The organism is Streptomyces sp. NPDC048349 (assembly GCF_040651925.1).
Taxonomy (GTDB): Bacteria; Actinomycetota; Actinomycetes; order Streptomycetales; family Streptomycetaceae; genus Streptomyces.
On the sequence record NZ_JBEZLA010000016.1, the window covers coordinates 97,968 to 122,711 of the forward strand.

Consider the following 24,744-nt stretch of genomic DNA (forward strand, 5'->3'; position numbering starts at 1 on the left):
CGTTTCTCCGTACGTCGCAGATACACACCCGCGTCCCCCGCGGTGTCCGCGGCCCAGGGCCCGGGGAGATCCATCACTCCCCGGGCCCTCGGTCACGCCGCCCTCACGGGTGCCGGCGGGTCCGCCTGCGCGGGCGGCCGGGAAGCGGCGCGCTCCACGGCCGCCCGTACGGTCGCGGCCACGCGGGCGCAGTCCGGGGCGCTGACGACGATCCGGGCGAAGCGGAACGGCGGCCGGAGGTCGCACTGGACGACCCCGTGGTGCCGGTGCCGGATCGCCACGAAGTCCACGCCCGTGGGGTGTTCCCACAGTCCCAGGCACAGCGCGCCGGGAATCAGGGTGCCCCTGGTCCGTACGCCGCGCAGGGGGCGCCACCAGTCCGCCGTGGCTTCCACGCCGGCCACCGCCGCCAGCGGAACGCGCACGTCCCCGTGGCGGGCCGTGATCCGCTCCCACCACGCCGTCCGGACCACCAGATCGTCTCCGTCGACAGCCAATCGCGCCATGTCGCACCCCGTCCGGCCTCAGGACTGCAGGACTGCCCCTCCCTCCACTATGGGCGCGTCCGGCCCGGCCGCGAGAGCACGGATCAGGCCGCGGGACATCAGGCCGCGGGACATCAGGCCGCGGAAAATACGGTGCCCCGGCCCGGCCGCGTTCCCTACACTCGCCACACGCGCTGCCGACGGATCGGCGCGCGCCTCATGCCGAGTGAAGAGAAGGGGAGCCGGGCCATGTGCGTTCACCGCACCGCAGACGCCTTCGCTGCCCCGTCCCGGTACGACGTGATCCCGGTGTCTCACGCCTGACGGTGCCGGCTGCGCGGCCGCCACCGTTGCCCGTGACGCATCCCCAGGTCCCCTCCCCCGCTCTGCCCGCCGTTGCCGCGCCCGTACGGGCCGCCGCCGGCCGGGCGCGGGGACGGGCTGCGCCGTCCGGGCCATCGCGCGCCCTCTTCCTCATCATGCGAAGCATTCGAAAGGCCTCGGGCCATGCGCATCCACACCGTCCGCAACCTCGGCATCCTCGCCCACGTCGACGCCGGCAAGACCACCATCACCGAACGCATCCTCTTCGCGACCGGTGCCATCCACAAACGGGGCGAGGTCCACGACGGCACGACCGTCACCGACTTCGACGCCCAGGAACGCGACCGCGGCATCACCATCTTCGCCGCGGCCGTCAGCTGCACCTGGGACGGCCACCGCGTCAACCTCATCGACACGCCCGGGCACGTCGACTTCTCCGACGAGGTCGAGCGCTCCCTGCGGGTGCTGGACGGGGCCGTCGCGGTGTTCGACGCGGTGGCCGGGGTCGAGCCGCAGAGCGAGTCGGTGTGGCGGCAGGCCGACCGGCACGGGGTGCCGCGGATCGCGTTCGTCAACAAGCTGGACCGGGCGGGCGCCGATCTCGACACGGCGGTCACCTCGATCCGCGAACGGCTGGGCGCCGTACCGCTGGTGGTCCAGCTGCCCATCGGCAGCGAGGACGCGTTCACCGGCGTCGTCGACCTGGTGGGCATGCGCGCGCTGGTCTGGCGCGCCGGCTGCGACACCTACGAGACGGGGCCGGTCCCCGAACCGCTGCGCGAGGAAGCCGGCCGACGCCGCCGGCTGCTCGAGGAGACGGTGGCCGAGCTCGACGCGGACGCGCTGGAGGAGTTCTGCGCGACGTCGGCCCTGAGCGGGGCGGCCCTGGCCCGCGCCCTGCGCCGGCTGACGCTGCGCGGGGACGGTGTCGTCGTGCTGTGCGGCTCGGCGTACAAGAACCGGGGTGTCGAGCCGCTGCTGGACGCGGTCCTGGCCTACCTGCCGTCGCCCGCCGACATGCCGCCGGTGCGCGGGACGGCTGACGGAGCGGAAGTGGAGCGTGCGCCCGACCCTGCGGAGCCGTTCGCGGCCCTCGCCTTCAAGGTGACGGCGACACCCACCGGACGGCTCACCCACCTGCGGGTCTACTCGGGCACGCTGCGCAAGGGCGAGTCCGTGCGGGACGCCGGTAGCGGCCGTACGGAGCGGGTGGGCAGGATCTTGCGGGTGCAGGCCGACCGGCACGAGGAACGGCAGGAGGCGGTGGCCGGTGACATCGTCGCCGTGATCGGGGTGAAGGCCGCCCGGGCCGGGACGACGCTGTGCGCGCCGCAGGCGCCGCTGGTCCTCGAACCGCCCTCGGTGGCCGATCCGGTGGTGTCGGTGGCCGTCGAGGCCCGTCGCGGCAGCGACACGGGACGGCTCGCGTCGGCCCTGGCCCGGCTCGCCGAGGAGGACCCGTCCCTGGTGGTCCGGTCCGACGCGGAGACCGGCCAGACCGTGCTGTCGGGGCTGGGTGAACTCCACCTGGAGGTCGCCGTGGAGAAGATCCGCAGCGGCCACGGGGTGGAGGTCGCCGTCGGGCGTCCGCAGGTCTCCTACCGGGAGACGGTCGTGCGCGGGGTGACCGGCCTGGTCTACCGGCACGTCAAACAGGACGGCGGTGCGGGGCAGTTCGCGCACGTCGTCATCGATGTGGAGCCTTTGGAGGAGGAGGTGACCGGCTTCGAGTTCCGTTCGACGGTCGTCGGCGGCCGGGTGCCGCAGGAGTACGCGCGGGCCGTGGAGGCCGGATGCCGGGACGCCCTCGCCGAGGGTCCCCTCGGCGGGTTCCCGGTGACCGGTCTGCGGGTCACGCTCACCGACGGCGCGACCCACTCCAAGGACTCCTCGGAGCTTGCGTTCCGCGCGGCGGGCCGGTTCGCGCTGCGCGAGGCGCTGCGCCGGAGCACGGTGGAGCTCCTGGAGCCGGTCGCGGAGGTCACCGTGACCGTCCCCGAGGACGCCGTGGGCGCGGTCCTGGGCGATCTCGCGGCCCGCCGCGGCCGGGTCTCGGGATCCACGTCCCGGTCCGGGACCGCGGTGGTCACGGCGGCCGTTCCGCTGGGCGAGCTCTTCGGCTACGCGTCGCGGCTGCGCGGCCGTACGCAGGGCCGCGGCACGTTCACCACGCGCCAGGCCGGGCTCGCGCCGGTCCCGTCCTCGGTCGCGGGGACCCTCCTGACCCGGTGACCGCCGGCCGGGACGCCCCGCTCCCGCAGCGCCCCGCCCCCCGGACACGGGGGGCGGGGCCTCGCCGGGACGGCCATGGCGCGGCACTAGGCTGCGGGTCCCGGGGTACCCCGGGGGGTCCCGGGGTCCCTGGGTCTTGGGGTTTCCACCACCACAGGCAAGGTGCGCACGTGTTCGAGTTCGAGTCGCCGCAGGAGAATCCGTATCCGGACAGCCACGTCCTCGGCGAGGGACCCGAACCGCACCCGCTGCTGCGGCCCGTGCTGCCCCTGCTGGGGCGCTGGCACGGCCGGGGCCGGGGCGAGTACCCGACCCTGGAACAGGAGTTCCGGTACGAGCAGGAGACCACCTTCAGCCACGACGGGCGCCCCTTCCTGCGGTACGAGGCACGCGCGTGGCTGATCGACGCCTCGGGCACCCCCGTGCGGCCGGCCGGCCGGGAGGCCGGGTGGTGGCGGGTGATGCCGGACGCGTCCCTGGAAGTCGTCCTCGCCCACCCGACCGGCATCGTCGAGACGTACGCCGGGCGGGTGTCCGGCACGGAGATCGAGATCGAGACCAAGGACGTGTCGCTGACGCCCTCGGCCAAGGAGGTCACCGCCACCCGGCGCCACTACGCGCTCCAGGGCGCGGAGATGACGGTCACCCACGACATGGCGGCGGTGGGGCAGCCGCTGCAGCACCACCTCACGACCCGGCTGCGGCGGCGCTCCTCCTGACCCCGCTCCGGATCGCGGCGGGACCGCCAAGGGCTCGCGGTCGGCCGCTACGGGATCGCCGTCGGGCCGCTACGGAATCGCCGCTGGGCTGCCACGGGATCACCCGGGTGCCCGGCAGGTCCCGGCCGGGGCCGGGCCCCCGCTCTCGCATAGTCGTGGTACGCCGTGGCGGCCACGGCGGGGTGCCGGAGGGAGAAACCGTGGTGGATACGGGACGACGCGCCGCGATGTGCGCGCTGTTGGCCGCGGGGCTCGCCCCGGGTGCGACCGCGGCGGCGGCCACGCCGGGGCCGCGGGCGTTCGGACCGGCCGCGCCGGCCTCTCCGCAGGGCCCCCGGCCGCCGGCCGACCTGCTCGGGGGCGAGATCCGCCGGCTGCCCACGTCCCGCAAGGAGGTGGCGCTCACCTTCAACGCCGCGTGGGACGAGAGCGGGGTGGACACGGTGCTGGGCGAACTGCGCCGCCGCAAGGTGCCCGCCACGTTCTTTCCGACGGGCGAGTACGCCGACGCCCACCCCGCGGCCGTGCGGGCCATGGGCGCGGCGCATGGCCTGGGCAACCACTCGTACAGCCACCCCTACTTCGAGGACCTCAGCACCGAGGAGCGGGCCGACGAGGTGCGCCGCGCCGACGCGGCGATCCGCAGGGCGGCCGGGACCGAGCCGCTGCCGTTCTTCCGGTTCCCCTACAGCGCCACGAGCGAGGACGCGATCGCCGACGTGAACGACCTCGGCTACGCGGCGATCGAGTTCACCACCGACACCAACGGCTATCTCGGCCCCGCGGGCGGCATGACCGTCGACGAGGCGGTCGAGCGCGCCGTCGACGCGCTCGCTCCCGGCGCGATCATCCAGATGCACGTGGGCAGCACCGGGGACGGCACCGTCCTCGACGCCCAGGCCCTCCCCCGGATCATCGACGCGGCCCAGGGCGCCGGATACGAGGTCGTCGACCTCCGCCGCTTCCTCGCCCAGGAGCCGGAAAATGGGGATGCAGGCAGGTCAGCGGGTACGTAGGGTCGGTGCACGTGGAACCACTCACCGAGAAACAGATCCGTTCGTCCTTCGTGAACTGCACCAAGGGCGAAGCAGCGCGGCTGCGGCTGCCGCTCGACTTCGCCGAACTGCCCTGGGAAGACCTGGACTTCCTGGGGTGGGTGGATCCGGGGGCGCCGCTGCGGGCCCATCTCGTGCTGCCGCGGCCGCAGGGTCCGGTGGGGATCTCGCTGCGCGTGCCCTCGGTGGGCCGCACCAGTGCGGTGAAGTCCAGCCTGTGCCAGATCTGCCTGACCGGTCACGCGTCGTCCGGGGTCACCCTGCTCGCCGCCCCCTTGGCGGGCGCCCGCGGCCGCGAGGGCAACACGGTCGGCATCTACGTCTGCGCGGACCTCGCCTGTCCCCTGTACGTGCGGGGCAAGCGCCAGCCGAAACTGCGCGCGGGGCGGTACGAGGAGTCCCTGACGCTGGACGAGCGCCTCGCGCGCATGTCGGGCAACCTGGAGGCCTTCGCGACCAGGGTCGCGGCGGCGTGACCGGTCCCGGACCCCCGCCGCGCCTGCGGCGGCGGCCCGGGCGGGCGTCACTCCCCCCGCGCAGGCGCCTGCTCCTCTTCCTGCGTCTGCTCCTGCTCCTGCTGCGCCGCCTGGGCGCGTCTGGCGACCACCGCGGCGGCCGCGAGCGCGCTGCCCGCGAAGGCCAGCGCGACCATCCACGGCTGGTCGAAGCGGTGCCGGGTAGCGTGGTCCACCGACAGCCGGCCCGCTCCGGCGAGGCCCACGGCGGCCGCGGTGAACCCGAGGAAGGCCGGGTACTCGAATCCGCCGCCCTGGTTGAAGAACCCGGCGGGCGCGTGCACGGACACGGCTCCCGCCATGGCCCCCGCCGCCGCGGCGCCGGCAGCCGGCGTGGCCAGGCCGAGGACGAGCAGGGCCCCGCCCCCGGCCTCCCCCAGACCGGCGGCGATCGCGCTCGGGCGCCCGGGCCGGAACCCCATGTGCTCCATCGCGGCCGCCGTACCCGCCAGGCCCCCGCCGCCGAACCAGCCGAAGAGCTTCTGCGTCCCGTGCGCCATCAACACCGCGCCCGTACCGGCCCGCAGTGCCAGCAGGGCCAGGTCACGGCGGTTCATGTAGCTCATCGGGTCTCCTCACGCAGCGGATGCGGTACGCACCATCCGTATCCGCTGCGGCACCACCGCCCACACATATGCCCGCAGATCCTCCATACGGGCGGACTGACCGGGGGAAGGGACGTCATGCACTTCGAGCAGGTCTTCACGTACGCGTGGGAGCACGTCACGGGAGAGGGATCCAGCGTCCTGTCCGTGGCCTGCGAGCCGGACGGGGCGGGCCGGCCGCCGCGCTGGCTGCTGCTGGCGGGGCAGCCCGGTTTCAGCGAACTGCTGGCCTTCGACGGCGCCGCGCACGCGCGGGAGTTCGCCCGGGCGGTTCTCGAACTGCCGCTGACGGCACGGTTCCACGAGCGGGACATCGAACTGCACGAGACGGGCCCGCGGGAGGAACGCCAAGCCACCCTGACGGTGGGCCGGGACCCGGGCGACGCCCTGCGCGCCTACTTCGCGTACCAGTCGTACTACGTCTTCCCCGGTCGCGACGGCCGGGCGGACGTCGCCGCCCTCGGTCTGCAGGTGGTGTGCGACGACGTCGACGTGCCCCGGGCCCAGGCCGAGGCGCGGGTCCTGCTCGCGGTACTGGACGCGGCCGACCCGCCTAACATGTGCACATGAGCGCAAGCGCGCACCTGGCAGGTGCACAGGATTCGCAGCAGCAAGGCGAGCGGATCGCCGTCGCCGTGTCCGTGCTGGCGCTGCTCGCGGATGCCACCCGCCTGGCACTGCTGGACGAGCTCGGGCGGGGCGAGGCCGATGTCAGTACGCTCACCGAGGCCTGCGGGGCCGCCCGGCCCTCCGTCAGCCAGCACCTCGCCAAGCTCCGCCTCGCCGGGCTGGTCACCAGCCGCAAGGACGGGCGCCGCGTGGTCTACGCCCTGCGCCACGGGCACCTGCGCCGCCTGGTGGACGAGGCCCTGAGCGTCGCCGACCACCAGCTGCGCTCCCTGCCGCCGCACGACTGACCGCCCGCCACCGGCCCCGGACCGCCGATGGACCGCCGACCTTTCATGTGCACAGGTGCGCACATGATGGATATCGTGGTGGGGTGCTGTCCGTCCTGCGCAACCGCACCTACCGCCGCCTGTTCGCGGCCCAGGCCGTCGCCCTGGTCGGCACGGGCCTCGCGACCGTCGCGCTCAGCCTGCTGGCCTACGACATGGCCGGGGACGACGCCTCGGCCGTACTGGGCACGGCCCTGGCGATCAAGATGATCGCCTACGTCGGCATCGCGCCCCTGGCCGGGGCGCTCGCCGGCCGGCTCCCCCGGCGCGCCCTCCTGGCGGCGATGGACCTCATCCGCGCCGCTGTCGCCCTGGTCCTGCCGTTCGTCACCGAAATCTGGCAGGTCCATCTCCTGATCTTCCTGCTCCAGGCGGCGTCGGCCACGTTCACCCCCGTCTTCCAGGCGACCGTCCCCGAAGTACTGCCCGCCGAACGCGACTACACCCGCGCCCTGTCGATGTCCCGGCTGGCCTACGACCTCGAGAGCCTGTTCAGCCCCGCGCTGGCCGCCGCCCTGCTGACGCTGGTCTCCTACGACCGGCTCTTCACCGGCACGTCCCTCGGATTCCTCGCCTCCGCCGTCCTCGTCGCCGCCACCGCGCTGCCGCGGCCCGCGCCCGCCCCGCACGGCGGCGGCGTGTACGCCAAGGCCGTCTTCGGGACCCGGCTGTTCTGGGCGACGCCCCGTCTGCGGGCCCTGCTCGCCCTCGACCTCGCCGTCGCCGCCGCCGGATCCCTGATCTTCGTGGACACGGTCGTCCTGGTCCGGGACCACTTCGGGCGCTCCGCGGGCGCCGTCTCCGTGGCCCTCGGCGCGTACGGGGCGGGCTCCGTGCTGACCGCGCTGCTGCTGCCGCGGCTGCTGGGCCGGCGTACCGACCGCGCCGTGATGCTCCCGGCCGCCTTCGCCCTTCCGGTGGTCCTGGCCGCCGTCGCCGTCCTCACCGCGAGGGCGCCGGACACCTGGTCCTGGTGTGCGGTGCTGGCCGGGTGGGCGGCGATCGGCGCCGCCTCCTGCGCCGTCCTGACCCCCGGCGGGCGGGTCGTGCGCCGCTCCACCGCGGACCCGGACCTGCCCTCCGCGTTCGCCGCGCGGTTCTCCCTGTCGCACGGCTGCTGGCTGCTCACCTACCCCGTGGCGGGCTGGCTGGCCGCCGGGGCCGGGCTGCCGGTGACCGCGCTGGTGCTGGGCGCCGTGTCCCTGGCCGCCACCGCGGCGGCCGCCGTCGTCTGGCCCGCCCGCGACCCGTCCCGCCTCGAACACGTCCATCCCGACCTGCCCCCGGGCCACCCGCACCTCGCCGACGCGCACCCCGCGGCGGGCGGCTGGCGGCACGGGCACCACTACGTCATCGACCGGCACCACCACCGGTGGCCGGACGCCGGCCTCACAGGGGCTTCGCGCGGGCGATGACCAGGGCGACGTCGTCGTGGTCGTCCGGTCGGCGCAGGGTGTCCAGGAGCCGGTCGCAGGTCTCCTCCAGCGGGCGGCTGGTGTCGGCGAGCAGCTCCAGCAGGAGGCCGAGGCGTTCGTCGATGGGCTGGTCCCGGGTCTCGACCAGCCCGTCCGTGTACAGGACCAGCTGGTCTCCGGGCTCCATGCGCACGGCGGTGACCTCGAAGGGGACGCCGCCGACGCCCAGCGGGGTGCCGGTGGGCAGGTCGAGGAGCCGGGGGGCCCGGCCGGCGCTGATGAGGACCGGGGGCAGGTGCCCGGCGACGGCGATGCGGCATTGCGCGCGGTGCGGGTCGTAGACGGCGTAGACGCAGGTGGCGATGGTCTCCTCGAGGGCACTGGTGGTGCGGTCCAGCTGCTCGAGGACACGGGTCGGGTCGAGGGACAGTTCGGCGAGGGTGCGGGTGGCGGTGCGCAGTTGCCCCATGCCGGCCGCGGCGTTGATGCCGCTGCCCATGACGTCCCCGACGACGAGGACTGTGGTGTCGTCCGGCTGGGCGATGGCGTCGAACCAGTCCCCGCCGATCTCGCTGGTGGCCGCGGCGGGCCGGTACCGGTAGGCGACCTCCAGACCGGGGGTGGGCGGCGGGTGGTGCGGGAGGAGGTGGTGCTGGAGGGCGAGGGCGGTGTGGTGTGCGTTGCGGTACCAGCGGGCGTTGTCGATGCACACGGCGGCCCGGGCCGCCAGTTCGCCGGCCAGGATGATGTCGTCGTCGTTGAAGGGCCGCGGATTGCGGGTGCGCTTGAGGTCGAGAGCACCGAGGACCTCGCCGCGGGCGATGAGTGGCACGGCCAGGTACGAGCGCAGCCCGGCCCGGGCCAGCAGGGCGGCCGCGTCGTCGTTGCGGGCGATGCGCGAGATGTCGCGGGCCTGGACGTGGGCGACCAGGACCGGGTGGCCGGTGGTCACCGACCGGGTGACCAGCCGGTCCGCCTCGTACCGGGCGATGTCGCCCGGCGGGTCGGCGGCGCGGACGGCCTCACTGGGGTAGGAGGACGCCACGGCCAGGGCCCGGAAGACGGCCGGCTCGTGGGCGGACGACTTGAGGCTGGGGCGGCCTTCGAGGACGGAGTCGAGGATGTCGACGGCGGCGATGTCGGCGAGCTCGGGTACGACCACGTCGGCGAGCTCGCGGGCGGTCTGCTCCAGGTCGAGGGTGGTGCCGATGCGGACGGTGGCGTCCGCGATCAGGGAGAGGCGGCGGCGGCTGTGCGCGATCTCCTTGGCCGCCTGGTGACTCTGGGTGACGTCCACCACGGAGGTCGCGAGGCCCAGGACCCGTCCGGTGGCGTCCTCCAGCCGGTAGTACGAGACCGACCAGGCGTGTTCGTGGTGCTGATCGCCTTGCGTGTGCCCCGCGGTGAACTGCTCGACCAGCGGGGTCCCCGTGGCCAGCACCTGGCGCATCGCCGACTCGACGGCTCCCGCGTCGTCGAGGAAGGACAGCGCCTCGCGGACGCTGCGTCCGATGTGCTCGGCGGCGGGCAGCCCGTTGATGCGCTCCAGCGAGGGATTGACCAGGACGTAGCGCAGGTCGGTGTCCAGGACCGCCAGCCCGATCGGGGACTGGGCGACCAGCCGGGCGGAGAGGGCGAGGTCCCGCTCCAGCCGGCGCAGGCGGGTACGGTCCGTCGCTATGCCGAGGGCGTACAGGTCCCCGTGTTCGTCGAGCAGCCGCATGTTGCGGAACTCGACCAGGCGGGTGCTGCCGTCCTTGTGCCGTACGGGGAAGGCCCCGGCCCAGTCCCCGGCTCCGCCCATCACCCGCGCGAACAGTTCCAGGACCAGGTCCACGTGCTCCTTCGACGCCATCAGCCGTGCGGCGGGCCGCCCGAGGGCCTCCTTCGCCGTCCAGCCGAACAGCTGCTCCGCCTGGGGGCTCCACAGGGCGACCCGCCCCTGCGCGTCCAGGACGACTGCGGCGACGTTCAGGACGTCGAGCAGCCCGCTCGGCGGGGACACCCCGGGAGCGGCGCGCCCGGCCGTGTCCGCGCGGCCTCCCCCGAAGGCTTCGGTCGCATCCATCCAAGGCGCTCCCTTCCGGCGCGGCTCACTTCATCCTCCCCCCAAACCGGTCCGCCAGCCCGTCTGCCGCCCGCCTCCCGCGGTCCGGCGCGGGCGCGGCCTACGCTCGGTCCATGGCATTGGAGTGGGAGCAGACGGTCGTGGACGCCCGGGATCCGGCCGCCCTGGGCAGCTGGTGGGCGCAGGCGCTGGGCTGGGTGGTGGTGAACGGTTCACCGCAGGAGTACGAGATCCGCCCGTCGCCCGAACGGCTGCCCGGGCTGCTCTTCGTACCGGTGGCGGATCCCAAGGTCGCGAAGAACCGCCTGCACCTGGACTTCCGCCCCGCCGACCAGGCGGCGGAGGTCGCACGCCTGCTCGCCCACGGTGCGCGCCGGGCCGACATCGGGCAGGGCGGAGACGTGACGTGGGTGGTGCTCGCCGATCCCGAGGACAACGAGTTCTGCGTGCTGGGCTCCCGGTAGGGAGCCCGGCTCAGCAGGTTCCGGTGCCGGGCACCGCGTCCCTCACCGCCCCGTGGGCTCCGTCAGAGCCGCCAGCACCCGGTCGGGGGTGAGGGGCAGGTCACGCAGGCGGCGGCCGGTGGCGTGGCACACGGCGTTGCCGATCGCGGCCGCCGTGCCGACGATGCCGATCTCGCCGATGCCCTTGCTGCCCATCGGGTTGAGGTGCTCGTCCTGCTCGTCGATCCATGCGACCTCGATCGCGGGCACGTCGGCGTGGACCGGCACGTGGTAGGCCGCCAGGTCGTTCTCGGCGAAGCCGCCGTGGACGGGGTCGACCGTGCTGTGTTCGGTCAGCGCCATGCCGAGGCCCATCACCATCCCTCCGGTGAACTGGGAGCGGGCGGTCGCCGGGTTCAGGATGCGCCCGGCCGCGAAGACGCCCAGCAGGCGGCTGGTGCGCACTTCCCCGGTGACCGTGTCGACACGGACCTCGGCGAAGTGGGCGCCGAACGCGTGCCGGGCGTACGGGGACCCGCGCCGGACCGCCTCCGTGGTGTCGGCCGAGGCCGAGAGCCCCTCTGCGGGCAGGTCGCCCCGGTGGCCGGACAGGCGGGCGGCCAGGGCGGTGCAGGCCTCGTGCACGGCCCAGCCCCAGGAGGCGGTTCCGCAGGATCCGCCGGCGAGGGCGGCCTGGGGCAGGGCGGTGCTGCCGATGGCCACGGTCACCGAGTCCAGGGGGACCGCCAGGGCGTCGGCGGCCACCTGGGCGAGGACGGTTCGGGCGCCGGTCCCGATGTCGGTGGCGTTGATCTCGACGTGATGGCCGCCGTCGGGCCGGGCGTGCGCCCGGGCACTCGAGGGCGCGATCCACACGGGGTACGTGGCCGCGGCCATGCCCACGCCGTGCAGGAACGGTCCGTCCCTGCGCGGGGTGCGGGCCGCCGTCCATCCGAAGCGGGCCGCGCCCTCCCGGAGGCACTCCACGAGGTGGCGGCTGCTGAAGGGCCGTCCGGTGTCGGGTTCGAGCGCGGGCTCGTTGCGGATGCGCAGCTCGACGGGGTCGAGTCCCAGCGCGTCGGCCAGTTCGTCCATGGCCGACTCCAGGGCGTACATGCCCGGCGCCTCGCCCGGGGCGCGCATCCAGGAGGGCGTGGGCACGTCCAGGGCGACGGCCCGGTGGAGCGTACGGCTGTCGGGTACGGCGTACATGACGCGGGCGGGGACGGCCGCCTGCTCGACGAACTCCCGGACGCGGGAGGTGTGCGTGGTGGCCTCGTGGACGAGCGCGGTGAGCGTGCCGTCGGAGCGGGCGCCCAGGCCGACCCGGTGCAGGGTCGGCGCGCGGTGCCCGATGACGGCGGGCATGTGGCGCCGCGGCAGGGCGAGCTGGACGGGACGTCCGAAGCGGCGGGCGGCCATGGCGGCCAGGACGACGTGCGGGCGCGGGGTGCCCTTGCAGCCGAAACCCCCGCCGACGTGCTCGCTGATGACGGTGATCCGGTCCTCGGGCAGGCCGAACAGCGAGGCCAGCACGGAGCGGACGGTGCCCGCGCCCTGGCTGGAGTCCCACACGGTCAGGTGCTCGCGCTCGGCGTCCCAGTCGGCGGTGGCGGCGTGCGGTTCCATCGGGTGGTTGTGCAGGGGCGGCACGGTGTAGGTGCTGTCGATGCGTACGGGTGCGGAGGCGAGGGCCGCGTCCGGATCGCCCCGTTCCCGGAGGGCCGGGTAGCCGCCGTTGACCTCCTCGGGCGTGTAGGCGTCGGGATGGTCGGTGCGCAGGGCTCCCTGGTGTTCCTTGGTCGCGTAGCCGATGCGCAGGGCTTCGGCGCCGGCCCTGGCCCCTTCCAGGGTTTCCGCGACGACGAGGGCCACGTACCAGCCGCGGTGCGGGACTTCGGCGTTCTGCAGCACCTGGAGCGTGGCGTCGTCCGAGGGGCCCAGGCGGGGCGCGTCGTCGGGGGTGAGGACGCCCAGTACGCCGGGGAGCGCGAGGCAGGGGCCGGTGTCCACGGCCGTGACGCGGCCGCGGGGCACGGCGGCGGGCACCGGCCAGGCGTGGACGCGGCCGTGCGGCCTGCGGTCGGTGGCGTAGCGGGCGGCGCCGGTCACCTTCTCGGGGCCCTCGGAGCGGACGGTGGAGGTGCCGAGCACGGGGGCGGGGCGGTGGGTGCGGTCGGGGGGCATTGCTGCTCCTACGGGGTGCGGGGCGGTCCGTCCTGCGCCTGTCGGGCGAGCGCGGCGAGTACGTCGCACGCGAGGTTGCGGGCGAGTGCGACCTTGTACGCGTTGTCGCGCAGGGGCCGGGCCTGGGCCAGTTCCGCCTCGACGGCCTCCCGCACGGCTTCGGCGGTCGGCTCGGCGCCGGTCAGCCGTGCCTCGGCCGTGGTGGCGCGCCAGGGCCGGTGGGCGAGGCCGCCGAAGGCCAGGGCGACGCGCCGTACGACGCGCCCGTCGGGGCCGGATTCGAGCACGGCGGCCACCGAGGCCAGCGCGAAGGCGTACGAGGCCCGCTCGCGGGCCTTGCGGTAGAGCGAGAGGGCGCCGGGAGCGGGGGGCACCAGGACCGCGGTGACGATCTCGCCGTGCTGCAGGACGGTGTCCTGCTCGGGCTGCTCGCCGGGCAGCCGGTGGAAGGAGGCGGCGGGTACGGTCCGGGTGCCCTGACCGCCGTACAGCTCGATGTCCGCGTCGAGGGCGACGAGGGCGACGGCCAGGTCCGAGGGGTGGGTGGCGATGCAGTGCGCGGAGTGGCCCAGTACGGCGTGGTCGCGGTGGACCGCGTCGCGCGCGGCGCAGCCGGAGCCCGGTTCGCGCTTGTTGCAGGCGGTGGAGACGTCCTGGAAGTAGGGGCAGCGGGTGCGCTGGAGCAGGTTGCCGCCGGTGGTGGCCACGTTGCGCAGCTGCGCCGATGCCCCTGCGAGCAGTGCCTGGGCGAGGACGGGGTGGCGGGCGCGGACGAGGGGGTGCGCGGCCGTGTCGCTGTTGCGGGCCGTGCCGCCGATGCGCAGGGTGCCGTCGGGCAGTTCCTCGATGCCGCTCAGGGGCAGCCGCGCGAGGTCGACGAGGGTGGCCGGGCGTTCGACGCCGAGCTTCATGAGGTCCACGAGGTTGGTTCCGCCCGCGAGGTAGCGCGAGCCCGGCCGTCCGGCGTGGGCGGCGGTCGCTTCCTGGAGGGTGGTGGCGCGCACGTAGGCGAAGGGTTTCACGCGGTCACGTCCAGTACGGCGTCGACGATGCGGGGATAGGCGCCGCAGCGGCAGAGGTTGCCGCTGAGCCGTTCCCGGATTTCGTCGGCGGTCAGCGGGACGGCGGCCGGCTCGGGGCGGGTGAGGGTTTCGGCGGGTGTGACCTGCGAGGGGTGGCCCGCGGCGGCCTCCTCGATCGCCGCGATGGCGGAGCAGAGCTGGCCCGGGGTGCAGAATCCGCACTGGAAGGCGTCCCGGTCGATGAAGGCCTGCTGGAGCGGGTGCGGGGCGCCGGACGGGTCGGCGAGCCCTTCCACCGTGGTGACGTGCGCGCCGTCCTGTGCGACGGCGAGCAGCAGGCAGGCGTTCACCCGGCGCCCGTCGAGGAGCACGGTGCAGGCGCCGCACTGGCCGTGGTCACAGCCCTTCTTCGCGCCGGTGAGGGCGAGGTGCTCGCGCAGGGCGTCGAGCAGGGTGACGCGGTGGTCGAGCGGCAGGACGTGTTCCGTGCCGTTGACGTGGAGCGTGACGGATGAGTCAGGGGGGCCGGTTCCACTCGCCACCGCCGGCTCCCTTCGACTGGGTGGACGTCGCCGTGATACGTCGACTATCCCGTCCGGGGCCCGGTGGGCGCCGTGCCACGCGCAGGGCCGCCTCCCCCGGGCGCCGATGTTCCATCGGTCGGCCCCGTCGGCCGCCGTCCGGGCGCATGGCCCGGGCGCACGGCTCGGGCGCATGACTCGGGCGCACGGCTCGGGCGCATGACTCGGGCGCACGGCTCGGGCGCATGACTCGGGCGTATGACCCGGGTCAATGCCTCGCGTGCATGCCTCGGGGGCGTCCCGGGTAGGCGCGGCCTACGGGGCGTGACCTGGCCACCTGGCTGCGACGGGGTCACGTCCCGGCTGACGGCTGCCCGAGTGCGGCCAGGAGCTCGCGCTCGCGGGCCGCACTGAGTCCGGCGCGGCGGGGGCGGTCCAGGCCCGCTTCGCGTTCCCAGTGCAGGGTGTCCGTCAGGAGCTCCCGCCGGGAGCGGTGGCGCAGGCGCGCCGCGCGGGCGGCTGCGCCGCTGCGCGCGCTGAAGCCGGCCCACTGCGGGTCGGCCATCCACATGGCGACAGACTCCGGGCCCATGAACTCGGCCACCCCCTGCCCGAGGAGCCAGTCCCGGCCGGCCGGCACCACCGGTCCGGTGTGCCCGCCGATCTCCCTGGAGAGGGCGAGCCACTCCCCGAAGGGAACCACCGGGCCGACCGCGTCGTACGTGCCCGTCGTCTTCTCCTGCGCGCAGTCGAGCAGCCACGCCGCGAGGTCGCGTACGTCGACCGTCTGGGTCGGGACGTCGGCGGGCTCCGGTACCAGCAGCGGCGCCAGCGGTTCCCGCGCCGCGCGGGCGACCCAGTACCCGGTGCGGCCGCTGTGGTCGCCGGGCCCGCCGATCAGCCCGGCCCGCGCGATGAGCAGCCGGTCGCCGAGCGCGGCCGTCGCGGCCTGTTCACACGCCACCTTGGCCTGCCCGTACTCCTCGCGGCCGAGCTCGTCGGCCTCGGCCGCCGGGTGCAGTTCGGCCGACTCGTCCCCGCCCGGGCGCGAGCTCGGGAGGTACGCGCTGACCGAGGAGACGTACGTCCAGTGGGCCGCCCGTGCACCGAGGGCCTCCAGGGCGCCGCGCACGAAGCGGGGCTGCCAGGACACCTCCACGACGGCGTCCCAGTCCCGTCCGGTCAGGCCCTCGTACGCCGACTCCGCGCGCCGGTCCGCGGCCACCAGCCGCGCCCCCTGGGCGACTTCACCGCTCTCGCCGCGGGCCAGGCACGTCACCCGGTGCCCGCGTTGCACCGCCTGCCGCGCGATCTCGCGGCCCACCCACGCCGTTCCGCCCAGTACCAGGATCTCCATCTGCCCACCCCACCACGGGCGGTGGGCCTCGGACCAGGTGCTTCGCCGAGAGCGGACCCCAGGCGCGTCCCGGGTCAGGCCGCCAGTGCCGTCGTGACCACCAGCGGAGGTCTGGTGCGCTCCGCCGACCAGGTGTGGCTGCGCGCGAGTTCCGGGTCCGCGAGGGCGAGGGCCTCCTGCACGGACGGGCGCAGCTGGGCGACGTCCCGGAAGCCGGTGCGTTCCAGCAGCGCCGGCAGGAGGGCGACGGGCCAGGCGTGGTTGCGCACCTCCTGCCAGGAACCGTCGGTGCGCCGCAGCCGTACGGTCAGCTGCTCGCCGGGCCCGTAGGCCTCCCCCGGGGCGCCGATGCGCAGGGAGGCGTAGTCCATGCCGGTGCAGTCCGGGTCGGTGACCAGCAGCACGAACGGCGCGCCCGGCCGCAGCAGTCGGCGGATCTCGGTGAAGACGGCGAGGACCGCCTCCTCGGTGGGCAGCGAGGCGAGCACGTGGTTGCACATCACGGCGTCCGCGCAGCCGTCCGCCAGGCCGACCGCCCGTCCGTCCCGGACGAGGTGGTATTCCGCCACGGCCGTGCCCGAAGCGCGCGCCAGCTCCAGCATCTCGGGCGAGGTGTCCACGCCCAGCACCCGCGCCCCCAGCACCCGGGCGGCGTGGCCGGCCACGGTGCCCGGCCCGCACCCGTAGTCCACGAGGACCTCGCCGCCGCGGAGCCGGCGGGACAGCTCCCGGAAGACGAACGGGTAGCCGAGCAGCCAGTCCGTGGCCGCCTCCACCGCCGCGAAGGCCTGCGCGCCCTCACGGCCGGACCACGCGGCGCTCTCTCCGGCGCCGGCTTCCCCGGATCCCTGCGACCAGTCGCTCACCACCCCACTATCGGCCCACCGGCGCCCTGCGCGGGTGCTACGACACGAGCGGACGGCCCGTCGTGGTCGGACGGCTTCGTCACGACCAGGGTCAGGTGATCGGATGCAGGCGGGACGGCGCGAGCGGGGCACCCTGGCGGTGCGCGTCGGCGGTGGCCAGGGCGCTGCCCGCCAGCCAGCTCTCCCAGTCGAGGTTCCAGTCGCCGATGCCGTTGTCGAAGGGGGCCATCTTCTCGCCGCCGCTGTTGACCACCTCGACGATGTCCCCTTCGCGCACCGTCTCGAAGAACCAGGCGGCGTCCGCCGTGCTCATGCCCGTACAGCCGTGGCTGACGTTCTCCTCGCCCTGCGCCTCGACCGACCACGGCGCGGCGTGGATGTACTCGCCGCTCCACGTGACCCGGGTCGCGTAGCGGACGGGCAGGTCGTAGAACTCCTTGGTGCCGCGCTTGATGCCGACGGTGTCCCCCCGCATCCGCACCTTGGGCTCCTTGCGCAGGACCACCTTGATGCCGGCGCGCGTCCTGAACCCGGCCTTGCCGGTGGTGACCGGGATCCTCCTGATGATCCGTCCGTTGCGGCGTACGGTCATCTCGTGGGCGGCGGAGTCGGTGACGGCCTCGATCCGGTCCGCGACGGTGAACTCCAGCGGCTCCGAAGGGCCGCCGTAGCCTAGGTCCCCGATCTCGACTCCGTCGAGACCGCTGCGCACGCGCACCACGGCGTGGGCGGGCCAGTAGGTGCGGGGCCGGTAGTGCAGGGTCGATGGGCCGACCCAGTGCCAGGCGCCCTCGACCCTGGGTTCCGAGGTCACCTGCAGGGCCTGCTCCACCCGTGCGCGGGCCAGCGGGTCGTGGGCCGGCACGGGGCGGCTGAGCTCGGCGGTGACGATCTCCCCGGCGCCGTACGTGCCCGGGCGGGGCCCGAACTCGGCCGTCAGCCGGCCCGCGTCGGCGGAGTCGGCGGGCGGGGCGGTCCTGAACGCCATGGTCACGCCGACCGGGGTGCCGGCCGCGTCCTGGGCGCCGACCCGGACCGTGTACGTCTCGCCCGCCCGGAGCGGCTCGGTGTTGAGCCAGCGCCCGCTGTCGGGGGCGAGTTCCCCGGCCAGGCGGCGGCCGTGGCCGTCGGTCACGGTCACGTCGGTGAGACGTCCGCGTTCCGCGAGGGCGATCTCCAGCGGCGCGTCGGCGTCCGTGGGCAGCTCGTCCGCGCGGGCGGCGCCCTGCGGGCCCCCGAGGGCGGGCGCCCGCAGGAGGGTCCCGCTGCCGCGGGCGGTGGCCCGGACCCGCTGCTCCCGCCAGCCGCCGCACAGCCCGGACCGGGAGGTGTGGACGGCGCACCGGCCCGCGCCCGCCCGGCCGCCCTCGTCCAGGGCCCTGCCGACCAGCAGGGTGACCGCCGCCTCCTTCCGCCCGTGGCCCGCCGCGGGCCCCGCGGCGTCCGCGTCGGACGCCCGGCCCGGCGCCGCCGCGGCCACCAGCATGGCTCCCGTCACGGCGGCCACCACACCCCACGCCTTGGTCAGTTGCATGCGCTGCCCTCCCGTATGTCACACAGTCGGATCCCACACGGCCGGATCCGTACGGCCCTTGGCAGCATCAAAACGATCGGGAGCCAAAATGATGATCATGAACTCGGCTCTGCGGCCGAACGGGCCCCCAAGTGAACTCGTACGGAGCACATGCCGGTCCGGTGGTCGCGGCGACCGGGGGTGCGTAGCATCCGGGCATGCCCGACTCCCGACCGGACTCCCGCCGCGACTCGCCGTCCGACCGCCGACCCGACTCGCCCTCCGGCGCGCCGTCCGACCGCCGGCCCGACGCGCCGTCCGGCTCCCGGCCCGGTCCGCGCCCGCGCCCGCGGCTCCAGCGGCTGCGCGAAGACCACGCGCCGGCCCTGCTCGCGTTCGAGCGCGAGAACCGCGCCTACTTCGCCGCGTCGGTCCCCGACCGCGGCGACCTCTACTTCGCGCGCTTCGACGAGCGGCACGCCGAGCTGATGGCCGAGCAGGCAGCCGGGCTGCACCACTTCCACGTGGTGGTGGGCGAGGCCGGCGAGGTGCTCGGGCGGGTCAACCTGGTCGACGTGGCGGACGGTTCGGCCGAACTGGGGTACCGGATGGCCGAACGGGCCGCCGGCCGGGGGCTGGCCACGGCCGCCGTCGGCGAGGTCTGCGCGCTGGCCGCCGCGGAGTACGGCCTGACCTCCCTGCGGGCCGTCACCACGCTCGACAACGCCGGCTCGCGCGCCGTGCTGGCCCGTGCGGGGTTCGCCCCCACCGGCGAGATCGAGCTGGACGGCCGACCGGGTCTCGGCTTCGTACGGTCCCTGTGACGACCCGGCCGCGGGCGGCGACCCCCGTCACGCCGGCCCGTACCGCCGGGCGGACTCCCTTCCTGGGAGCAGCCGGTCCACCTCCCCGTGGGCGTGAGCCCAGGTCACAGGGCCCGGCGCATGCACACGCGCGGCCAGCGGTCCAGGCCGTGCCGGGCCTCCTGTGCCCGGATCTCCCGCAGGCCGGGCGTGAGCGCTCCCTCGTCGAGCGGCAGGAAGCCGCAGCGCGCGTAGTACGGAGCGTTCCAGGGGACCTCGGTGAAGGTGGTGAGGGTCAGCGCGGGTGCCCCTTCGCGGGTGGCGTACGCGGCCAGGTGGTCCAACAGGGACCGGCCGATGCGGCGGCGGGCGCTGTCCGGGTGGACCGACACCTGCTCGACGTGGAGGTTGCCGTCGACCCGGTCGGCGATCAGGTACGCGACCGGGACGCCGTCCGGCGCCGCGGCCGGGTCGGCGGCGACCCAGGCCAGCCCGGCCCGCTGGTAGTCGGCGAGTTCGCCGAGCGGGAGGGGCTCGTCGTCGGCGATCTCGGGCATGCCGATGTCCCGGAAGCACCGCCCTGCCGCCCTCTCGATGTCCTGCAGGAGGGGCAGTTCGTCCAGGCGTGCTGCTCGTATGCGCATGGGCACATTGTGGCGGCCGGGCCGCGCGGTGCCCCCTGATGGAGCGGGCCGGGCTCGCGGCGCGGCCGGGGACCCGGCCCGGTCAGATCCGCTCCAGCACGGCGCGCAGGGCGTCCATGACGTGGCTGCGCCAGCCGCCGCCCATGAGGGTGCGGGCCCTCATCTGGGCCGGGTCGTCCGGGTCGAACCCCTCGTGGACGAGGAAGAGCCTGGTCCCGCGGCCTTCCGGTTCGAGCGTCCACGTGATGGTCCAGTCGGCGCGGTTGGCGTCGGGGTCGGAGGCGCCGGAGGCGTCGGTCCAGCGGACGGAGAGCATCCGCCCGGTCTCGTAGGCGAGCACCTCGGCCGCCGTCGTGCCGGAGTAGTTCGTGTGCGGGCGGGGCAGCGAGGTCATCGTGTAGCGGTGGCCGACCTCGAGGCGGAAGTCCGAGGGCATGAGCCATTGGGCGATCAGATCGGGCTCGGTGAGGGCCCGCCACACCTTGGCCGGCGGATGCGGCAGGAACTGGTCGACCCGGACCGTGGTGAGGTCCTCGTCGGAGCCCGGGGCGGTGCTCCCGGAGTCGTCGGAGGGACCGGAGGGGTCGGAGGCGTCGGAGGCGTCGGAGGCGGAGGTCATGTCTCATCGTCCGGCATGCGGTCCAGGAGATCGCCCAGGCCCTTGAACCTGTCGCGCCAGAACCGCTCGTACGGATGGAGCCAGTCCTGTACGTCGGCCAGCGGGGCGGCCTCGAGGCGGTAGATGCGCTGCCGGCCGGCGCGCTCCTCCGAGACGAGCCCCGCCTCCCGCAGCACCTTCAGGTGTTCCGAGAGGCTGGGGCGGCGCATGTCGAAGTGGTCCGCGAGCGACTGGACGGGCTGGGGGCCCCGCTCGCGCAGCAGGCGCAGGACCTCGCGGCGGGTGCCGTTGGCGAGAGCGGCGAACACGCGGTCCTCGGCGACACCCGTCGTGGCCATGGCGCTAGAAGCCTTCCTTCTCCGTGAGCAGCATCAGGGCGTTGCCGTCGAGGTCGCGGAAGCCGGCCATCCGCCCCCAGGGGGCCTCGTCCGGACCGGTCACCTCCACACCGGCCGCCGCGAGCCTCGCACAGTCGGCGTCGACATCGGCCGTGACCAACATGATCCCCCGGGCGGAGCCGGGCGTGAAATCGCCCATCCCCGGACCGGAGAGCGTGAAAACGGTCTGCGCGCCCTCGGGGGCGACCTGGAGCCAGCGCAGGGGGCCGACGCGGCGGTCGGCGCGGACCTCGAAGCCGAGAACGCCGGTGTAGAAGTCGAGCGCCCGGTCCTGGTCGGCGACGGGGAGGGTGACGAAGGAAGCGTGCGTGATGGTCATGCCCGCCACAATAGGTAGGGGATTTCCTACGTGTCAAACGTAGGAGATTTCCTACCCATGCGGGGCGGCAGACCGTCGTTATGATCACCTCGGCGGGGCCGTAGCGCAGAGGTCGTCGCACCTGGCCTGCACAGCCGGAGGACGTCGGTTCGAATCCGACCGGCCCTGCCACCCTCCCGCACCGCTCCCGCCCCACTCCCCCACCCCGACTCCCGCCCCCGCCTCGAATGGTGATGACCCGTGAGCAGAGAACCGCTGGTGGGCGGGCTCCCCGTCGAGGAAGTCACCCTGTGGCACCGGGTCCGGCGCTACGCCGTGCCCCGCTGGATGATCGAGGACGCGACCGAGACCCGGCTCGCCGGTGACTGGCGCTCGGCCTGCGCGGTCGCCGGCGTGGACGTCGTCCTCGACCCGGCGCGGATCGGGAAGGGGCACGGCGCCGCCGTGCGGGACGCGGTCTCGGACGACCTCGCGCACCTGGTACCCGACCTGTTGCGCTGGCACCTGCCCCGGGCCCTGGCGGCCGGCACGATGCTGGCGCCGCGCCGGGTGGTCCTCCTCGCCCGCCACGGCGGCGGCAGCCGCCGCCTGCGGACGGCCGCGCAGCCGGCGTACCTGGCCGTGCGCACCCCCGGCGCGTGGGACGCTCCCCAGCGGCTGGTCCTGGACTTCCTCGCGGCCGACGACCCCGCCCTGCAGCCCGCACACCTCGTGGACGACTGGACCGGGGCGCGCCACTTGTGGGACGCCCGACGGACCCCGGAGCTGCGCACCTGGTGCGGGGGCGGCGCGGGGCGGCTCCCCTTCTTCCACGCGGACGGCACCCCGCTCGCAATCCGCGAGCTGCCCGACACCGACCCCGGCTCCGCCGATCCGGCCGCGCGGGAAGAGTGGATCGCCGTCCTCCAGGCCCGCGGGGACCTCGTGGGCGCCTTCGCGGCCGCGGGGGTGGAGATCGATCCGGCCGCCCTGCCGCTGGACGCCGGCTGGGGCCCCGCGCAGCCCGCGGCCGCCATCGGCAAGCTCCCCCTGGACCTGCCCCGCACCGTACGGGAAGTACGACGGCTGCTCGCGGCGGGGGCCGGCGACCGGTTCCGGATACCGGGCGCGTACCGCGGGGACGTCCTGCTGGAACCGGCCGGTCCCGGGCCGCACGCCGCTCTCCGGGCCCGCGCCGAGGGCCCGTACCGGACCTCGCAATTGTCCACCGTCCCGGGGATCGTGTGGCGACGCCTGCCCGACCTCCAGCTCGTCCGCACCGGGCGGCTCGCGCCACAGGAGCTCCACCCGCTGGTGGCCGCCGCCCTGTTCCCGGCCTCGGGCCCCGGCCGCGGGCCGGCCGGCCCGCCCGCCGTCCTGGAGCCCGTGCGGGTCAGGTGCGGGGGCGAGTGGCACCTGGTCGGCTTCCGCGACGGGCGCCTGCACATCCCGCACAGCGCCCGTGAGCAGCAGCGCGAGCAGGCCCTGCTGGCCTTCGGCGGCGCCGTCTGCGGGTGCTACGCCGTCCAGCGCGCCTGGGTCTCGGGCCGGGGCCGGCTGCCGCGTGCCCTGCGGCCGCTCCGGCGGGAGGCCTTCGAGCGCGCACGGCACGGCGACCGGCCGGGGATCGACGCCCTGCTCGCCGCAGGCCTGGACGCCGAGGTCCGGGACCCGGAGACCGGCCTGCGCCTGCGGGACGTGCTGGGCCGTCTCGGCGCCGAGGCGGGCTGACGGCGCCGGGAGCAAGATGGGAAGGGGGCCGGTCCGGCGACGGGAGTGATCATGTTCCAGGACACCAAGGCGTTCAGCGGGTTCTCGGTGGACGACATCGCGAAGGCCAAGGAGTTCTACGGCGGGACGCTCGGCCTGCGGGTCACCGAGGAGAACGGCATGCTCTTCCTGCACCTCGGCGGCGGCGGGAACGTGCTGCTGTACCCCAAGGACGACCACCGGCCGGCGGAGTTCACCGTCCTCAACTTCCCGGTGGCCGACATCGACGAGAGCGTCGACGCGCTCACGGCCCTCGGGGTGGCCTTCGAGCGCTACCCGGGCTTCGACGCCGACGCCAAGGGCATCGTCCGCGAACAGGGCGAAGGCATGCCCTCCATCGCCTGGTTCAAGGACCCGGCGGGCAACGTCCTGTCCGTCCTCACCGAATAGGCCCGCCGGGGCCCCGACCCCCACCGGGCGCCGACGCCTGTGTGACGGCTCTCACACGTTTCCCTGCTCCTGCGTGTCGACCGGATGCGGTGCGGCGGGCGTATGCCCGGTGAGAGGGTCACCTGGATTCGGGAGCGATTTTTGACCGTCGAGGAGTTCGAACAGTTCTACGCACAGGCGGCGGGGCGGCTGACAGGCCAGTTGTACGTCATGCTCGGTGATCACCATGAGGCCCAGGACGTGGTGCAGGAGGCCTTCGTCAGGGGCTGGGGCAGACGGCGTCAGCTGGACCGGGACGGCCGGCCGGAGGCGTGGATCCGCACCGTCGCGTGGCGGCTCGCGGTGAGCCGGTGGCGCGTGCGCCGCCGCACCGCCGAGGCCTGGCAGCGCACCGCCCCCGCGGGCCACGTGGAGGGTCCGGGGCCGGAGGCGGTCGCCCTCGTCCAGGCGCTGGCGCACCTGCCTGCTGTGGTGGCCGCTGTGGATCGGCCTGGCCTCCTGGAGCCTGCGCCGCCCCCGGGTGCGCGCCGCGTACCTGTGCCTCGCCGCCCCGCTGGGCACCACCCTCGCCCTCACCTTCTTCACCGGGCGGTGGGCGGGTTGAAAGGGCCGTCGAGGCGCCGCGTAGAGTCCGCCCGTGGACAGACACATCATCTTCGAGCGGCTGCACAACTTCCGTGATCTGGGCGGCTATCCGACCACCGACGGCCTGACGGTGCGCTGGGGCAGGCTGTTTCGGTCCGACTCCCTCGGCAAGCTGCACGGCCGGGACTGGGAGCGCTTCCTGGAGCTCGGCGTCGAGGCGGTCATCGATCTGCGGTACTCCTGGGAGATCGACGCGAAGGGGCGGGTGCCCGAGCACCCGTCACTCGCCTATCACCACCTGAGCATCGAGCACCGCCCCTACGACCAGGCGGCCCTCGGCCCGGACGTCGAGACCGGCCCCTACCTCGCCGAGCGGTACATGGAGGTGGCCCACGACGGCGTCGGCGAACTGCGCCGGGCCCTGGAGGTGATCGCCGGCCAGGAGGGTCCCGTCGCCTTCCACTGCGCGTCCGGCAAGGACCGCACCGGTCTGCTGGCGGCGCTGGTCCTGGTGCTGCTGGGGGTGCCCGAGGAGGTGGTCGTCGAGGACTTCGCCCTCACCGGCCTCGCGACGGACCGGCTGCTCGCGGACTGGCGGGCGGACCACCCCGGCGAGGAACCCGCCTGGCCGGGGTACGGCCGGGCGCCCGCCGAGGTGATGCGCCTGTTCCTCGCGTCCCTGGCCCGCGAGCACGGGTCAGTACGGGCCTACGCGGCAGGCCTGTTGGGCGCGGACGACACCGTGGTCGCCGCCCTGCGCGCGAACCTGCTCGAACCCGCCCGGCAGAACGCGTAAGGGCCCGTCTCAGCCCCGCCGGGAGCGCCGCGGCTCCGGCTCCCGCCCCGGCGGGGAAAGGGACGGCCTAGGGGGTGTCTGACGGAGGTCCGTGGTGAAGGAGCGGTGTCCGGTGCGTGCTCTCGGCGTGCCGGCCGGATGCCCCCGTACTGGACGTA

26 protein-coding genes, 1 tRNA gene and 1 pseudogene are annotated in these 24,744 nt (G+C 74.8%); 14 read left to right on the plus strand and 14 right to left on the minus strand.

Annotated features, from left to right (window positions below; translation table 11 throughout):
* Positions 1-92: 92 nt before the first annotated feature.
* A complete protein-coding gene (locus AB0D44_RS12030) occupies positions 93-506 on the minus strand; it encodes a hypothetical protein (RefSeq protein WP_362588288.1) in 414 nt (137 codons plus the stop codon).
* A 486-nt stretch (positions 507-992) separates the two neighbouring features.
* Between AB0D44_RS12030 and fusA the strand changes: the two genes are divergently transcribed.
* The 4 genes from fusA to AB0D44_RS12050 all read left to right on the plus strand — a co-directional run bounded on the left by fusA (position 993) and on the right by AB0D44_RS12050 (position 5,291).
* Positions 993-3,041: an elongation factor G gene (gene fusA, locus AB0D44_RS12035; RefSeq protein ID WP_362588291.1), complete on the plus strand. Its 2,049-nt coding sequence runs from the start codon at positions 993-995 to the stop codon at positions 3,039-3,041.
* A 170-nt stretch (positions 3,042-3,211) separates the two neighbouring features.
* A complete protein-coding gene (locus tag AB0D44_RS12040) occupies positions 3,212-3,760 on the plus strand; it encodes an FABP family protein (protein ID WP_362588294.1) in 549 nt (182 codons plus the stop codon).
* A 203-nt stretch (positions 3,761-3,963) separates the two neighbouring features.
* A complete protein-coding gene (locus AB0D44_RS12045) occupies positions 3,964-4,776 on the plus strand; it encodes a polysaccharide deacetylase family protein (protein WP_362588297.1) in 813 nt (270 codons plus the stop codon).
* A gap of 11 nt (positions 4,777-4,787) precedes the next feature.
* The gene (locus AB0D44_RS12050; RefSeq protein WP_362588300.1) at positions 4,788-5,291 is read left to right on the plus strand and encodes an FBP domain-containing protein; all 504 of its coding nucleotides are present in this window, start codon (positions 4,788-4,790) and stop codon (positions 5,289-5,291) included.
* 47 nt (positions 5,292-5,338) lie between these two features.
* Here AB0D44_RS12050 and AB0D44_RS12055 read toward each other — a convergent pair whose 3' ends face one another.
* Positions 5,339-5,896, minus strand: a complete 558-nt coding sequence (locus tag AB0D44_RS12055; protein WP_362588303.1) for a DoxX family membrane protein — start codon at positions 5,894-5,896, stop codon at positions 5,339-5,341.
* 117 nt (positions 5,897-6,013) lie between these two features.
* Here AB0D44_RS12055 and AB0D44_RS12060 point away from each other — a divergent pair, with 117 nt between their 5' ends.
* The 3 genes from AB0D44_RS12060 (at position 6,014) to AB0D44_RS12070 (ending at position 8,306) form a co-directional block, all read left to right on the plus strand.
* The gene (locus AB0D44_RS12060; RefSeq protein ID WP_362588306.1) at positions 6,014-6,505 is read left to right on the plus strand and encodes a hypothetical protein; all 492 of its coding nucleotides are present in this window, start codon (positions 6,014-6,016) and stop codon (positions 6,503-6,505) included.
* Positions 6,502-6,852 (plus strand): metalloregulator ArsR/SmtB family transcription factor, encoded by a 351-nt coding sequence (locus AB0D44_RS12065; RefSeq protein ID WP_362588309.1) that lies wholly within the window; start codon positions 6,502-6,504, stop codon positions 6,850-6,852. The genes AB0D44_RS12060 and AB0D44_RS12065 overlap by 4 nt, the downstream gene beginning before the upstream one ends.
* An 83-nt stretch (positions 6,853-6,935) precedes the next feature.
* Positions 6,936-8,306 (plus strand): MFS transporter, encoded by a 1,371-nt coding sequence (locus AB0D44_RS12070; protein ID WP_362588312.1) that lies wholly within the window; start codon positions 6,936-6,938, stop codon positions 8,304-8,306.
* Here AB0D44_RS12070 and AB0D44_RS12075 read toward each other — a convergent pair.
* Positions 8,281-10,374 (minus strand): SpoIIE family protein phosphatase, encoded by a 2,094-nt coding sequence (locus tag AB0D44_RS12075; protein ID WP_362588315.1) that lies wholly within the window; start codon positions 10,372-10,374, stop codon positions 8,281-8,283. The two genes, AB0D44_RS12070 and AB0D44_RS12075, sit on opposite strands and share 26 nt — an antisense overlap.
* A gap of 113 nt (positions 10,375-10,487) precedes the next feature.
* Here AB0D44_RS12075 and AB0D44_RS12080 point away from each other — a divergent pair, with 113 nt between their 5' ends.
* Positions 10,488-10,838 (plus strand): VOC family protein, encoded by a 351-nt coding sequence (locus tag AB0D44_RS12080; protein WP_362588318.1) that lies wholly within the window; start codon positions 10,488-10,490, stop codon positions 10,836-10,838.
* Positions 10,839-10,880: 42 nt separating this feature from the next.
* Here AB0D44_RS12080 and AB0D44_RS12085 read toward each other — a convergent pair whose 3' ends face one another.
* The 6 genes from AB0D44_RS12085 to AB0D44_RS12110 form a co-directional block, all read right to left on the minus strand.
* Complete coding sequence (locus tag AB0D44_RS12085; protein WP_362588321.1) at positions 10,881-13,004, minus strand: xanthine dehydrogenase family protein molybdopterin-binding subunit; 2,124 nt, start codon at positions 13,002-13,004, stop codon at positions 10,881-10,883.
* An 8-nt stretch (positions 13,005-13,012) separates the two neighbouring features.
* Positions 13,013-14,026 carry a xanthine dehydrogenase family protein subunit M gene (locus AB0D44_RS12090; RefSeq protein WP_362588324.1) on the minus strand — a complete coding sequence of 338 codons (1,014 nt, stop codon included), beginning with the start codon at positions 14,024-14,026 and terminating at the stop codon, positions 13,013-13,015.
* Complete coding sequence (locus AB0D44_RS12095) at positions 14,023-14,568, minus strand: 2Fe-2S iron-sulfur cluster-binding protein (RefSeq protein WP_362588326.1); 546 nt, start codon at positions 14,566-14,568, stop codon at positions 14,023-14,025. Before AB0D44_RS12095 ends, AB0D44_RS12090 begins: the two co-directional genes overlap by 4 nt.
* Positions 14,569-14,899: 331 nt before the next feature.
* Positions 14,900-15,904 carry an NAD-dependent epimerase/dehydratase family protein gene (locus tag AB0D44_RS12100; protein ID WP_362588329.1) on the minus strand — a complete coding sequence of 335 codons (1,005 nt, stop codon included), beginning with the start codon at positions 15,902-15,904 and terminating at the stop codon, positions 14,900-14,902.
* A 74-nt stretch (positions 15,905-15,978) separates the two neighbouring features.
* Complete coding sequence (locus AB0D44_RS12105) at positions 15,979-16,770, minus strand: methyltransferase domain-containing protein (protein WP_362588332.1); 792 nt, start codon at positions 16,768-16,770, stop codon at positions 15,979-15,981.
* Between the two features lie 91 nt (positions 16,771-16,861).
* The gene (locus tag AB0D44_RS12110; RefSeq protein WP_362588335.1) at positions 16,862-18,304 is read right to left on the minus strand and encodes an Ig-like domain-containing protein; all 1,443 of its coding nucleotides are present in this window, start codon (positions 18,302-18,304) and stop codon (positions 16,862-16,864) included.
* A 341-nt stretch (positions 18,305-18,645) separates the two neighbouring features.
* On the opposite strand from AB0D44_RS12110, the gene AB0D44_RS12115 reads away from it, so the two are divergent.
* On the plus strand, positions 18,646-19,107 hold the full coding sequence (locus AB0D44_RS12115) for a GNAT family N-acetyltransferase (RefSeq protein ID WP_362588367.1): 462 nt from the start codon (positions 18,646-18,648) through the stop codon (positions 19,105-19,107).
* Between the two features lie 104 nt (positions 19,108-19,211).
* On the opposite strand, the gene AB0D44_RS12120 is transcribed toward AB0D44_RS12115, so the two are convergent.
* The 4 genes from AB0D44_RS12120 to AB0D44_RS12135 all read right to left on the minus strand — a co-directional run bounded on the left by AB0D44_RS12120 (position 19,212) and on the right by AB0D44_RS12135 (position 21,066).
* Positions 19,212-19,730 carry a GNAT family N-acetyltransferase gene (locus tag AB0D44_RS12120; RefSeq protein ID WP_362588338.1) on the minus strand — a complete coding sequence of 173 codons (519 nt, stop codon included), beginning with the start codon at positions 19,728-19,730 and terminating at the stop codon, positions 19,212-19,214.
* A gap of 82 nt (positions 19,731-19,812) precedes the next feature.
* Entirely contained in the window at positions 19,813-20,349 is a 537-nt protein-coding gene (locus tag AB0D44_RS12125; protein ID WP_362588341.1) for an SRPBCC domain-containing protein, read from the minus strand.
* Complete coding sequence (locus AB0D44_RS12130; RefSeq protein WP_362588344.1) at positions 20,346-20,687, minus strand: metalloregulator ArsR/SmtB family transcription factor; 342 nt, start codon at positions 20,685-20,687, stop codon at positions 20,346-20,348. Before AB0D44_RS12130 ends, AB0D44_RS12125 begins: the two co-directional genes overlap by 4 nt.
* Before the next feature lie 4 nt (positions 20,688-20,691).
* Entirely contained in the window at positions 20,692-21,066 is a 375-nt protein-coding gene (locus AB0D44_RS12135; protein WP_362588347.1) for a VOC family protein, read from the minus strand.
* 94 nt (positions 21,067-21,160) lie between these two features.
* Between AB0D44_RS12135 and AB0D44_RS12140 the strand changes: the two genes are divergently transcribed.
* The 3 genes from AB0D44_RS12140 to AB0D44_RS12150 all read left to right on the plus strand — a co-directional run bounded on the left by AB0D44_RS12140 (position 21,161) and on the right by AB0D44_RS12150 (position 23,205).
* A tRNA-Cys gene (locus AB0D44_RS12140) sits at positions 21,161-21,237 on the plus strand.
* A 69-nt stretch (positions 21,238-21,306) separates the two neighbouring features.
* Entirely contained in the window at positions 21,307-22,776 is a 1,470-nt protein-coding gene (locus AB0D44_RS12145) for an ankyrin repeat domain-containing protein (RefSeq protein WP_362588349.1), read from the plus strand.
* Between the two features lie 51 nt (positions 22,777-22,827).
* Positions 22,828-23,205, plus strand: a complete 378-nt coding sequence (locus AB0D44_RS12150; protein ID WP_362588352.1) for a VOC family protein — start codon at positions 22,828-22,830, stop codon at positions 23,203-23,205.
* A 51-nt stretch (positions 23,206-23,256) separates the two neighbouring features.
* Here AB0D44_RS12150 and AB0D44_RS12155 read toward each other — a convergent pair whose 3' ends face one another.
* Entirely contained in the window at positions 23,257-23,433 is a 177-nt protein-coding gene (locus AB0D44_RS12155) for a hypothetical protein (RefSeq protein WP_362588370.1), read from the minus strand.
* Between AB0D44_RS12155 and AB0D44_RS12160 the strand changes: the two are divergent.
* Together AB0D44_RS12160 and AB0D44_RS12165 are read left to right on the plus strand one after the other, a co-directional pair.
* Positions 23,347-23,673: pseudogene (locus AB0D44_RS12160) on the plus strand (sigma factor); the annotation flags it as partial. The gene AB0D44_RS12155 and the pseudogene AB0D44_RS12160 sit on opposite strands and share 87 nt — an antisense overlap.
* Positions 23,674-23,842: 169 nt before the next feature.
* Positions 23,843-24,586 carry a tyrosine-protein phosphatase gene (locus tag AB0D44_RS12165; RefSeq protein WP_362588355.1) on the plus strand — a complete coding sequence of 248 codons (744 nt, stop codon included), beginning with the start codon at positions 23,843-23,845 and terminating at the stop codon, positions 24,584-24,586.
* Positions 24,587-24,744 lie beyond the last annotated feature (158 nt).